Source organism: Streptomyces glaucescens (assembly GCF_000761215.1).
GTDB classification, from domain to species: Bacteria; Actinomycetota; Actinomycetes; order Streptomycetales; family Streptomycetaceae; genus Streptomyces; species Streptomyces glaucescens_B.
The window spans coordinates 2,610,601-2,623,214 of sequence record NZ_CP009438.1; the positions used below are offsets into that span (position 1 = coordinate 2,610,601).

Sequence of the window (12,614 nt, forward strand, 5' to 3'; positions counted from 1 at the left end):
TGCCGTGCCCGGAGGGCTCAGCGGTGGTCGCTGCCCTCCGAGGTGGAGGCCGCGCGGCCGGCCTCCAGGCGGGCGACCGGGATGCGGAACGGGGAGCAGGAGACGTAGTCCAGGCCCACCTCGTGGAAGAAGTGCACGGACTCGGGGTCGCCTCCGTGCTCGCCGCAGACGCCGAGCTTGAGGTCGGGGCGGGTGGCGCGGCCCGCCTTGGCCGCGGCGGCGACGAGCGAGCCGACGCCGTCCTTGTCGATGGTCTCGAAGGGGCTGACGCCGAAGATGCCCTTCTCCAGGTACGCGGTGAAGAAGGAGGCCTCGACGTCGTCGCGGCTGAAGCCCCACACCGTCTGGGTCAGGTCGTTCGTGCCGAAGGAGAAGAACTCCGCGGCCTCCGCGATCTGGCCGGCCGTGAGGGCGGCGCGCGGCAGCTCGATCATCGTGCCGATGGCCAGCTTCAGCTCGGTGCCGGTGGCCTCCTGGACCTCGGCGATGACCTGGTCGGCCTCCTCGCGGACGATCTCCAGCTCCTGGACGGTGCCGACGAGCGGGATCATGATCTCCGCGCGCGGGTCGCCCTTGGCCGCCTTGCGCTCGGCCGCCGCCTCGGCGATGGCCCTGACCTGCATGGTGAACAGGCCGGGGATGACCAGGCCGAGGCGTACGCCGCGCAGGCCCAGCATCGGGTTCTGCTCGTGCAGGCGGTGGACGGCCTGGAGCAGGCGCAGCTCGTTCTCGTGCGGCTCCTGGCGGGATTCGGCGAGGGCGACGCGGACCGAGAGTTCCGTGATGTCGGGGAGGAACTCGTGCAGCGGGGGGTCGAGGAGACGGACGGTGACCGGGAGGCCGTCCATCGCCTCGAAGAGTTCCACGAAGTCCTGCTTCTGGAGCGGCAGCAGCTCCTTCAGGGACTCCTCGCGCTCCGCCTCCGTGTCCGCCAGGATCAGGCGCTCGACCAGTTCACGGCGGTCGCCGAGGAACATGTGCTCGGTGCGGCACAGGCCGATGCCCTGGGCGCCGAAGCGGCGGGCGCGCAGCGCGTCCTCCGCGTTGTCCGCGTTCGCGCGGACCCGCAGCCGGCGCTTGCGGTCGGCGAACGCCATGATGCGGTGCACGGCCTCGACCAGCTCGTCGGCGTCGTCGGCGCCCGCGTGCATCCGGCCCTCGAAGTACTCGACGACGGGGGACGGGACGACGGGGACCTCGCCCAGGTAGACCTTGCCGGTCGAGCCGTCGATGGAGATGAGGTCGCCCTCCTCGACGACGTGCCCGCCGGGCACGGTCATCCGGCGGCGCTTGGTGTCGACCTCCAGTTCCTCGGCGCCGCAGACACAGGTCTTGCCCATGCCGCGGGCGACGACGGCCGCGTGGGAGGTCTTGCCGCCGCGCGAGGTGAGGATGCCCTCGGCCGCGATCATGCCGTCGAGGTCGTCGGGGTTGGTCTCGCGGCGGATCAGGATGACCTTCTCGCCGGAGCGGGACCACTTGACGGCGGTGTACGAGTCGAAGACCGCCTTGCCGACGGCCGCGCCCGGCGACGCGGCGATGCCCCGGCCGACCTGCTCGACCTTCGCCTTCTCGTCGAAGCGGGGGAACATCAGCTGGGCGAGCTGGGCGCCGGTGACGCGCTGGAGGGCTTCCGCCTCGTCGATGAGGCCCTGGTCCACGAGCTGGGTGGCGATGCGGAAGGCGGCGCCGGCGGTGCGCTTGCCGACGCGGGTCTGGAGCATCCAGAGCCGGCCGCGCTCGATGGTGAACTCGATGTCGCAGAGATCCTTGTAGTGGTTCTCCAGGGTCTCCATGATCTGCATGAGCTGGTCGTACGACTTCTTGTCGATCGACTCCAGCTCGGCGAGCGGGACCGTGTTGCGGATGCCCGCGACGACGTCCTCGCCCTGGGCGTTCTGCAGGTAGTCGCCGTAGACGCCCTGGTGGCCGGAGGCGGGGTCGCGGGTGAAGGCGACGCCGGTGCCGGAGTCCGGGCCGAGGTTGCCGAAGACCATGGAGCAGACGTTGACCGCGGTGCCGAGGTCGTGCGGGATGCGCTCCTGGCGGCGGTAGAGCTTGGCGCGGTCGCCGTTCCAGGAGTCGAAGACCGCCTTGATGGCGAGGTCCATCTGCTCGCGCGGGTCCTGCGGGAAGTCGCGGCCCGCCTCCTTCTTGACGATCTTCTTGAAGGCGGTGACCAGCTTCTTCAGGTCGGCGGCCTCCAGTTCGGTGTCGACCGTGACCTGCTTGGCCTCCTTGGCCTTCTCCAGCGCGTCCTCGAAGAGGTCGCCGTCGACGCCGAGGACGGTCTTGCCGAACATCTGGATGAGGCGGCGGTAGGAGTCCCAGGCGAACCGCTCGTCGCCGGCCTGCCGGGCGAGGCCCTGCACCGACTTGTCGGACAGGCCGATGTTGAGGACCGTGTCCATCATTCCGGGCATGGAGAACTTGGCTCCGGAGCGGACCGACACGAGGAGGGGGTCGTCGGCCTGGCCGAGCTTCTTGCCCATCCGCTGCTCCAGCGCTTCGAGGTGTGCACTCACCTCGTCACGCAGTGCCGCCGGCTCCTCGCCGCTGTCCAGGTAGACCTTGCAGGCCTCGGTGGTGATGGTGAAGCCGGGCGGGACGGGAAGGCCCAGGTTGGTCATCTCGGCGAGGTTCGCGCCCTTGCCGCCGAGGAGGTCCTTGAGGTCCTTGTTGCCCTCGGTGAAGTCGTAGACGAACTTCACGCCCTCAACGCTGCCGACCGGCTCGGCTACCTGAGGATCTTTGTTTTCCGACACGGGTCTCGACTCCTTGAGGCCGCGGTGGCTGCCCTGACGGCGAGGAACATACCCAGATCGAAGGCTGCTGGGTACGTCCACTTGCGCGTCATGCGCCTGTAACCACCCGTCCGCCAGCGGATCGAAAGTCAAAGCTTGGCAAGCCACCGACGGGCGATGTTTTCATTTCTTGAACGCAGCAACCCCCGTAGACCGGAATTGCCGCTCACATGAGCAACCTCTGGCGCGTATGAGTTCGGTCGATGAACGATCAAAGGGTGGCACTGAGTGCCACCCTTTGGAGAAGTGCAGTCGCCCATGATCCGCTCATCTGAGCGCAACCCTTATCAAGGGTGGCGAGAATCACGCTGCCACAGCCGACGGGATTTCACCATGCGGACGGGTCCCCAAGACGGACCCCCACTACGGAAACCCCCTCGTCACACCCCCATCGCCCGCAGCCGCTCCTCCACCCGCTCGGGCGCGTACAGGTGGTCCACGACCAGCGCACCCGCACCCAGCAGGCCGGCCCGCTCCCCCAGCCGGGAGGTCACGACCTCCAGATGAGCGGTGGAGCGCGGCAGGGCCCGCTGGTACAGCAGCTCCCGCACACCGGTGAGGAAGGGGGTCCCGGCCAGATCGCCCGCGATCATCAGCACCCCGGGGTTCAGCAGGGTCACGACCGTCGCGAGGACCTCGCCGACCCGGCGCCCGGCCTCCCGGGCCAGCCCCACCGCCTCCGGGTGCCCGGCCGCCAGCAGGGCGCGCACGTCGGATCCGGACGCCGCCCGCACCCCGCTCTCGGTGAGCCGCCGGGCCACGGCACCGCCGCTGGCGACCGCGGCGAGACAGCCGTAGGAGCCGCACCGGCACAGCGCGCCCGCGCCCTCCGGCACCCGGATGTGGCCGATGTCCCCGGCGCCGCCGTCGATGCCGCGGTAGAGCGAACCGTCGACCACGACCCCGGCGCCGATGCCGGTGGAGACCTTGACCAGGACGAAGGCCGAGCAGTCGGGGTGGGAGGCGCGCTGCTCGCCGTACGCCATGAGGTTGGCGTCGTTGTCGACCAGCACCGGGACCCCGGCGGCTCCGGTGTGCTCGGTGAACGCGCGGGCCAGGCGGCTCCTTATGTCGTAGCCGTCCCAGCCGGGCATGATCGGCGGCTGGACGACCCGGCCGGTGTCGCTGTCGACCGGGCCGGGCACCGCGAGGCCGATGCCGCAGACCTCCTCGGCGCGGTGTCCGGCCTCGTCCAGCAGCCCGGCGAACCAGCGGCCCAGTTCGCCGAGGACGGCGTCGGGACCGTCCTCGACGAGGAGGGTGCCGGTGTGTTCGGCGTGGATCTCACCGGTGAGGGAGAGGACGGCGGCCCGCGCGTGCCGGGTCTCCAGGTCGGCGGCGAGGACGACCGCGTGCTCGTCGTCGAACTCCAGGGTGATGGAGGGCCGTCCGCCGAGCGGCGAGCCGACCGGGCCGCCGGCGCCCTCGCGCAGCCACCCGGCCCGGAACAGCCGGTCCAGGCGCTGTCCGACGGTGGCCCGGGAGAGCCCGGTGACCTGCTGGAGCGCGCCGCGGGTGGTGGCGCGTCCGCTGCGCACCAGTTCGAGCAGTTCGCCGGCGCTCGCCTGGCCGCCGCCCCTCCCGCTCGCCGTGGCCCCGCCGTCACCCGCGCTCCTGCCGGTGCCCGCGGTCCGTGCGGTCCGCGCGGTTCTGCCGGGCCTTCCCGGACGTCCGGTCATGCGCACCCCCTTGTGTTTCCCAAGCCTGCATTACATATTGAGTTTTGCGTGTTAAATAGACGTAACTCCATGGTGGCCAAGACCGAACCGGTCGGCCGGACGCCTCGCGGGGAGCCCCGAGTGGACCGCACCGCCCAACTGCCCTTCCCCGGCGCCGAAAGCGCCCTCGCACACGTTCCGCCGCGCGGCCCCGACGGGGCGCGGACCGGCATCAGGACCAAGGCCGTACGGGTCCTCGAGGCCAACTGGACGGGCACCTCCACCGTGCCGTCCCGCGGCCTGTACCCCCACCAGTGGTCCTGGGATTCGGCGTTCATCGCCATCGGCCTGCGCCACCTGTCGCCGTTACGGGCCCAGACGGAGCTGGAGACCCTGCTCGCCGCGCAGTGGGGCGACGGACGCGTGCCGCACATCGTGTTCAATCCCTCCGTCCCGCTGGACGCCTACTTCCCCAGCCCCGACTTCTGGCGGTCCGTCAGCGCGGGCCGGGCCGCGGGCGCCCCGCGCACCGTACAGACGTCGGGGATCGTGCAGCCACCGGTGCACGCGCTGGCGGCCTGGCTGGTGCACGAGGCGGATCCGGGCCTGTCCCGGGCGCGCGGCTTCCTGGCCCGGGTCCATCCGCGGCTGGCCGCCTGGCACCGCTATCTGCTGCACCGCCGTGACCTGGGCGGCGCCGGGCTGGCCGCGGTCGTCCACCCCTGGGAGCAGGGCATGGACAACAGCCCGTGCTGGGACGGCCCGCTGGCCCGCGTGACCCCGGCCCCGGCCCGCTCCTTCCGCCGCGCCGACCTCGCCCACGGCGCCCCCGAGGACCGTCCGACGGACCTGGACTACGGCCGGTACGTACGGCTCGCCGCCGCCTACCGGGACCGCGGCTACCGGGACGCGCCGGGTGGCGGGCACGGCGCCGGACGGGGCGGTTTCGCCGTCGAGGACCCCGCGTTCAACGCGCTGCTCATCGCCTCCGAGCACGCCCTCGCCCGGATCGCCCGGGAACTGGGCGCGGCCGGCACGGCCCGGCAGGCGCGCGCGGAGCGGCTCACGGACGTCCTGATCGACCGTCTGTTCGACGAGCGGAAGGGGATGTTCCTCTGCCGGGACGTGCGCTCCGGCGAGCCGATCCCCGAGCGCGGTGTCGGCGGCCTGATCCCGCTGCTGCTGCCCACCCTGCCCCGCGAGGTCGCCGACGCCCTGGTCCGCACCCTCACCGGCCCGCACTTCGGACTCGGCGTCAGCACCCGCCTGGTGCCGAGCTACGACCTGCTCGGCGAGTCCTTCGACCGGCAGCGGTACTGGCGCGGCCCGGCCTGGTTCAACACCGCCTGGCTGGTGGAGCGCGGGCTGCGCACCCACGGCGAGCGGGCACGGGCCGACGCGCTGCGCTCGGCGGTCCTCGCCCTCGCGGACACCTCCGGGTTCGCGGAGTACGTGGATCCGTACACCGGCGAGGCCTGCGGCGCGACCGGCTTCGGCTGGACCGCCGCCCTCGCCCTCGACCTGTCCTACGGCCCGTACGACCCGCAGCACCCGCGCGCCCCGTACGGCCGGCGCCACCCGCACGATCCGCTCGGCCGGACGGCGGAGCGGCCCTTGCACGACCAGACCACCGCCAGCAGTGAACTCAGGGGAGGGGACCGGGGATGACGGACCGGCATCATCCGCTCGTGCACGGCGGCACCTACGCCGCCGTGGGCGACGGCGGCGACATCAGCGGCGTACGGACCGGCGGCGCGGGGCGCGCGAGCCTGCCCGACGGGTTCTTCGTGCGGGACGCCCGGCACCTGAGCCGGTGGCAGCTCACCGTCGACGGCGCGGTGCCGGAGACGCTGTCCCCGGTGGCCGGCGGGGACACCGCGCGGTGTGTGCTCGTCCCGCGCGGCGGCCGGCAGGAACCGCCCGCCTGCACGGTCTTCCGGGAGCAGGCGGTCGGCGACAGCTCGTTCGTGGAGCGGCTGCGGGTCACCAGCAACCGGCCGGTGCCCACCACGGTGCGGCTCGCCGTCACCGCCGACGCCGACTTCACCGACCAGTTCGAACTCCGCGCCGACCACCGCACCTACGACAAGCCGGGCGCGGTCCGCCGCCGCCACGTCCTCCGCCACGGGCTGGAGTTCACCTATCAGCGCGGCGAGTGGCGGTCGTGCACCACGGTCACCACCGAGCCCGCGCCGGACTCCGTGGAGGAGACCGGCACCGGCGCCCGGCGCCTGGTGTGGACGCTCGGCCTGGAGCCGCACGGCACGGCCGAGCTGACGCTGCGGGTGATCGCGCGGCCGCACGGGGAGAAGCGGACGCTGCGGGTGCCCCGCTCCCCCGCCGCCGTGAGCGAGGACCTGCTGGCCCGGGAGGGCCGGTTCATGGAGGGCGTGGCGTTCCCCACCGGCTGGCCCGAGCTGGCGGCGGCCTGCGCGCGCGGCCTGGCCGATCTGGCCTCGCTGCAGATCCCGGCGACCGGCCCGGACGGGGAGGACCTGCGCGTACCGGCGGGCGGGGCGCCCTGGTTCCTGGCGCTGCTGGGCCGCGACGCCCTGCTCACCGCCCTGTTCGCGCTGCCCTACCGGCCGCAGCTCGCCGCGGCCGTGCTGCCCGCGCTCGCCGCGGCCCAGGCCACCGAGGCGCAGCCCGGTGCGCTGGCGCAGCCCGGGAAGATCGTGCACGAGGTGCGGTACGGCGAGCTGGCGCACTTCGGGCAGGTGCCGTACGGCCGGTACTACGGCTCGGTGGACGCCACCCCGCTCTTCCTGGTGCTGCTCGGCGCCTACGTCGAGCAGACCGGGGACACCGCCCTGGCCCGCCGGCTGGAGGCGCACGCCCGGGCGGCGGTCGGCTGGATGCTGGACCACGGCGGGCTGACCTCGCGCGGCTATCTCGTCCACCGCGCCGACCGGGGCGGCCTCGCCGACCGGAACTGGAAGGACTCCCCCGGCGCGATCTGCTGGGCGGACGGCACCCGGCCGAGCGGCCCGGTGGCGGCGGCGGGCGCGCAGGGGTACGCGTACGACGCCCTGCGCCGCACCTCCCAGTTGGCGCGCTCGGTCTGGGCGGACGGCACCTACGCGGCACTCCTGGAACAGGCGGCGGGGGACCTGCGGGACCGCTTCCAGCGGGACTTCTGGATGGCGGAGCGGTCCTTCCCGGCCCTCGCCCTGGACGGCGCCGGCCGCCGGGTGGACGCGCTCGCCTCGGACGCCGGGCACCTGCTGTGGTCGGGGCTGCTGGACAAGGAGTACGGGGAGGTCGTCGGACGGCGCCTGGTGGAGGGGGACTTCTTCTCCGGCTGGGGCGTGCGCACGCTGGCCGCCGGGCAGCCGGCGTACCACCCGCTGTCGTACCACCGCGGTGCGGTGTGGCCGCACGACAACGCGCTGATCGCGCTCGGCCTGGCCCGCTACGGCCTGCACGACGAGGCCCGGACGGTCGCGCACGCGCTGGTGGACGCGGCGAACGCCTCCGGGCACCGGCTGCCGGAGGTGCTGGCCGGGTACGGCCGGGCCGTTCATCCCGAGCCGGTGCCCCATCCGCACGCGTGCGTGCGGGAGGCCCGGTCGGCGGCGGCGCCGCTCGCCCTGCTGACCGCGGTGGGGGGCGCCTGACCGGCGGTGCGCGCGGGCCCGTCGCACGGGCGCGGGCCGGGGGCCGGTCCCGTCCGAGCGGCGGAGCGCGTTGAACAGTGGGTCCGGCCGGGCCGTACGTCAGGGTGGCGGACCCGCTCCCCCACTGCGGGTCCGCCTTCCCCCTGCTCCGTACGGAAGGCCCCCGGGTGTCCGCGCTCAATCGTGTGCTCACTGCCCTGTCCGCCCTGCTCGTGCTGTGCGCGCTGCTGCTGCCGAACACCCTGCACACGCTCACGCCGGACAAGTTCCTGCGGATCCCGGTGGAGGCGGTGGCCGGGGCGGCGCTGCTGCTGGCGCTGCCGGGGCGGTGGCGGCGGGTGGTGGCGGTGCTGGCCGGGCTGGCGCTGGGGGCGCTGACGGTGCTGAACCTGCTGGACATGGGGTTCCACGCGTATCTCGGCCGGGGCTTCAACCTGGTGCTGGACTGGGAGCTGCTGGACGACGCGCAGGCGTACGCCGGGGACACGATGGGCTCGGCGGGTGCGTTCGGGCTGACGGCCGGGGCGGTCGTGCTGGCGCTGCTGCTGTGCGCGCTGCTGACACTGGCCACGGTCCGGCTGGGCGAACTGCTGGCCCGTCACCGCCCGGTGGCCGTGCGCTCGACGCTCGCCGCCGCGGTGGTGTGGACGACGACCGCCGCGCTGGGGGTGCAGTTCGCCGGGCTGCCGGTGGCCTCCGACCACGCGTCGGCGCTGGTGTGGCTCCAGACGGAGCGGGTGCGGGCCACCCTGCGGGACGAGGCGGCGTTCGCGAGGGAGGCGAGGAACGACGCGTTCCGGGCGACCCCGCCCGCGCGGCTCGTCCCCGATCTGCGCGGCAAGGACGTGATCTTCGCGTTCATCGAGAGCTACGGCCGCAGCGCCATCGAGGACCCGGCGATCCGCCCGGGCGTGCACCGCACCCTGGAGTCGAGCACCGGGGCGCTGGCGAGGGCGGGGTTCCGGGCGAGGAGCGGCTGGCTGACCTCGGCCACGTACGGGGGCAGCAGCTGGCTCGGGCACTCCACGTTCCTGTCGGGGCTGTGGATCGCCAACCAGCAGCGGTACCGCACGGTCACCTCCAGCGACCACCTCACCCTCACCAAGGCGTTCCGCAAGACGGGGGCGTGGCGGACGGTGGGGGTCATGCCGGGGGTGCGCAAGGGCTGGCCGGAGGCGGAGTTCTACGGCCTGGACCATGTCTACGACGCGTACCGGCTGGGCTACCGGGGTCCGAAGTTCAGCTGGTCGACCATGCCGGACCAGTACGCGCTGGAGGCGTTCCAGCGGCTGGAGCACGGGAAGGAGCGGGACAAGCCGCTGATGGCGGAGGTCATCCTCACCTCCAGCCACCAGCCGTGGGCCCCGCTGCCCGAGCTGGTCGGCTGGGACGAGCTGGGCGACGGGCGGATCTTCGAGGGCATCGAGGCGAAGGGCGAGGACCCGGCGGACGTGGTGGCCAGTTCCGCCCGCTCCAAGGCGGCGTACGGCCGGTCGGTGGAGTACTCGGTCACCAGCCTCACCCAGTGGCTGCGGCGCTACGGCGACGAGGACACCGTCCTGGTCTTCCTCGGCGACCACCAGCCGATCGCCCGGGTCAGCGGCGAGGGCGCCGGCCGGGACGTGCCGGTGTCGATCGTCGCCAAGGACCCGGAGGTCCTGGAGAAGATCGACGGCTGGGGCTGGTCGGACGGGCTGGAGCCCGCCCGGGACGCGCCGGTGTGGCGGATGGACGCGTTCCGGGACCGGTTCCTGACCGCCTACGGCTCCACGCCCTCGGGCCGGAAGGGCTGATCAGCCGCCGGAGGTGTCCAGCTCGGCGTCCTCGCCGACGCCCGCGCAGTCGTAGGGGTCCTTCAGCCAGCCGTCGGGCAGGACGACGCGGTTGTTGCCCGAGGTACGGCCGCGGGGGCCGTCGGCGCCGGCCGGCCAGGGCTGGTCCAGGTCCAGCTCGTCGAGCCCGGCGCGCAGCTCCTCCAGGGAGGAGGTGACGGCGAGCCGCTTGCGCATCTCGGAGCCGACGGCGAAGCCCTTGAGGTACCAGGCGACGTGCTTGCGGAAGTCGACGACGCCCTTGGACTCGTCGCCGATCCACTCGCCGAGCAGCCGGGCGTGCCGCACCATGACGTCGGCGACCTCGCGCAGGGCGGGGCGCGCGATGTCGTCGGGGCGCCCCTCGAAGGCGGCCACCAGGTCGGAGAAGAGCCACGGCCGGCCGAGGCAGCCGCGTCCGACGACGACGCCGTCGCAGCCGGTCTCGCGGACCATGCGGACCGCGTCCTCGGCGGACCAGATGTCGCCGTTGCCGAGCACGGGGATCTCGGGGACGTGCTCCTTCAGCCGGGCGATGGCGTCCCAGTCGGCGGTGCCGCCGTAGTGCTGGGCGGCGGTGCGGCCGTGCAGGGCGATGGCGGTGACGCCCTCCTCGACGGCGATGCGGCCGGCGTCGAGGTAGGTGATGTGGTCGTCGTCGATGCCCTTGCGCATCTTCATGGTGACGGGAAGGTCCCCGGCGCCGGCGACGGCCTCGCGGAGGATGGCGCGGAGCAGGTTCCGCTTGTAGGGCAGGGCGGAGCCGCCGCCCTTGCGGGTGACCTTCGGGACCGGGCAGCCGAAGTTCAGGTCGATGTGGTCGGCGAGGTCCTCCTCCGCGATCATGCGGACGGCCTTGCCGACGGTGACCGGGTCCACGCCGTAGAGCTGGATCGAGCGGGGCTGCTCGGTGGGGTCGAAGGTGACCAGCTGCATGGTCTTCTCGTTGCGCTCCACCAGCGCCCGCGTGGTGATCATCTCGCTGACGAACAGGCCCTTGCCGCCGCTGAACTCCCGGCACAGGGTGCGGAAGGGGGCGTTGGTGATCCCCGCCATGGGGGCGAGGACGACGGGCGGCCGGACGGTGTGGGGGCCGATCTGCAGGGGCGGTGCGGGCGGCGGCGTGGGCGTGGGCATTCCTCCATTGTGCCGCGCGATGAACGGGGAGAGTTCTTTAGTTAGGCGCACTACAGATGTCGGCGTACGATGGGAACATGCCCGAGCTCAGCCACCGGCGGCGCCTCCTCGTGCTCGCGATCTGCTGCATGAGCCTGCTCATCGTCAGCCTCGACAACACCGTGCTGAACGTGGCGCTCCCGGCGATGCAGGACGACCTGCACGCCACCACGTCCGGCCTCCAGTGGACGATCGACGCGTACACCCTGGTGCTGGCCTCGCTGCTGATGCTCGCCGGGTCGACGGCCGACCGGATCGGCCGCAAACGGGTCTTCATGGCCGGACTGGTGGTCTTCACCATCGGCTCGGCCCTGTGCTCCATGGCCCCCGGACTGGACGCACTGATCGCCTTCCGGATGGTGCAGGCGGTGGGCGGCTCGATGCTGAACCCGGTCGCCATGTCGATCATCACCAACACCTTCACCGACCCCCGTGAACGCGCCCGCGCGATCGGCGCCTGGGGGGCGGTGGTCGGGATCTCGATGGCCGCGGGCCCGCTCGTGGGCGGCCTGCTCGTGGAGTCGGTCGGCTGGCGGGCGATCTTCTGGGTCAACCTCCCGGTGGGCCTCGCCGCGCTGCTGCTGACCCTCCGGTACGTGCCCGAGTCCCGCGCGGCCAGGGCCCGCCGGACCGACCCGGTCGGGCAGACGCTGGTCATCCTGCTGTTCGGCGGACTGACGTACGCGATCATCGAGGCGCCCGCCGCCGGACTCCCGGCGGTACTGCCGTTCGCGCTGGTGGCGGCGGCCGCGCTGACTGCGCTGCTGGTGTACGAGCCGCGGCGCGCCGACCCACTGGTCGACCTGCGGTTCTTCCGGTCGGCGCCGTTCAGCGGGGCCACCGTGATCGCGATCGCGGCGTTCGCCGCGCTGGGCGGCTTCCTGTTCCTGTCCACGCTGTACCTGCAGAACGTGCGCGGCCTGGACGCGCTGCACGCTGGACTGTGGATGCTGCCGATGGCCGTACCGACCTTCCTCTGCGCGCCCCTGTCCGGGCGCCTCGTGGGCAGCCGGGGACCACGGCTGCCGCTGCTGGTCGCGGGAGTCGCGATGACGGCGAGCGCGGCGCTGTTCGCGGTGGCCGGGGCGGAGACGTCGAACGCGGGGCTCCTCACCGGATACGTGCTGTTCGGCGTGGGCTTCGGCTTCGTGAACGCGCCGATCACCAACACGGCCGTGTCGGGGATGCCGCGCGCCCGGGCGGGCGTGGCCGCCGCCGTCGCCTCCACCAGCCGGCAACTGGGGCAGACCCTGGGTGTCGCCGTGGTGGGCGCCGTCCTGGCGGCGGGCCTGGGCACGTCGGAACCCCGGGACGCGTTCGTCGCGGCGGCCGTGCCCGGCTGGTGGATCCTCACGGGCTGCGGCGCGGTGGTGCTGGTGCTGGGTGCCCTCACGAGCGGCCGGTGGGCCCGCGGGACGGCCGAGCGTGCCGCTGCGCGGCTGGAGCGGGACGGGACGCGGGAGGCCGTGGGGGCGGCGGGCCGTACCCGGGGAGTGGCCGGGGGCCGGCCGGGCGGTGCTCCGCGCCCCGAGCGGGACTGACGTGCCG

7 protein-coding genes are annotated in these 12,614 nt (G+C 73.3%); 4 read left to right on the top strand and 3 right to left on the bottom strand.

Annotated features, from left to right (window positions below; translation table 11 throughout):
• Window positions 1-17: 17 nt before the first annotated feature.
• Together ppdK and SGLAU_RS11245 are read right to left on the bottom strand one after the other, a co-directional pair.
• Complete coding sequence (gene ppdK / locus SGLAU_RS11240) at window positions 18-2,765, bottom strand: pyruvate, phosphate dikinase (RefSeq protein WP_052413710.1); 2,748 nt, start codon at window positions 2,763-2,765, stop codon at window positions 18-20.
• 419 nt (window positions 2,766-3,184) lie between these two features.
• Window positions 3,185-4,483, bottom strand: a complete 1,299-nt coding sequence (locus SGLAU_RS11245; RefSeq protein WP_244315195.1) for an ROK family protein — start codon at window positions 4,481-4,483, stop codon at window positions 3,185-3,187.
• 120 nt (window positions 4,484-4,603) lie between these two features.
• Here SGLAU_RS11245 and SGLAU_RS11250 point away from each other — a divergent pair, with 120 nt between their 5' ends.
• The 3 genes from SGLAU_RS11250 (at window position 4,604) to SGLAU_RS11260 (ending at window position 9,872) form a co-directional block, all read left to right on the top strand.
• A complete protein-coding gene (locus SGLAU_RS11250; RefSeq protein ID WP_078957680.1) occupies window positions 4,604-6,130 on the top strand; it encodes an MGH1-like glycoside hydrolase domain-containing protein in 1,527 nt (508 codons plus the stop codon).
• Complete coding sequence (locus SGLAU_RS11255) at window positions 6,127-8,079, top strand: glycogen debranching N-terminal domain-containing protein (RefSeq protein ID WP_043500710.1); 1,953 nt, start codon at window positions 6,127-6,129, stop codon at window positions 8,077-8,079. The genes SGLAU_RS11250 and SGLAU_RS11255 overlap by 4 nt, the downstream gene beginning before the upstream one ends.
• A 185-nt stretch (window positions 8,080-8,264) precedes the next feature.
• On the top strand, window positions 8,265-9,872 hold the full coding sequence (locus tag SGLAU_RS11260) for a CDP-alcohol phosphatidyltransferase (protein ID WP_244315196.1): 1,608 nt from the start codon (window positions 8,265-8,267) through the stop codon (window positions 9,870-9,872).
• Here the strand turns inward: SGLAU_RS11260 and dusB are convergent, their stop codons facing one another.
• The gene (dusB, locus tag SGLAU_RS11265) at window positions 9,873-11,027 is read right to left on the bottom strand and encodes a tRNA dihydrouridine synthase DusB (RefSeq protein ID WP_043500711.1); all 1,155 of its coding nucleotides are present in this window, start codon (window positions 11,025-11,027) and stop codon (window positions 9,873-9,875) included.
• A gap of 77 nt (window positions 11,028-11,104) precedes the next feature.
• On the opposite strand from dusB, the gene SGLAU_RS11270 reads away from it, so the two are divergent.
• The gene (locus SGLAU_RS11270) at window positions 11,105-12,607 is read left to right on the top strand and encodes an MFS transporter (protein ID WP_052414082.1); all 1,503 of its coding nucleotides are present in this window, start codon (window positions 11,105-11,107) and stop codon (window positions 12,605-12,607) included.
• Window positions 12,608-12,614 lie beyond the last annotated feature (7 nt).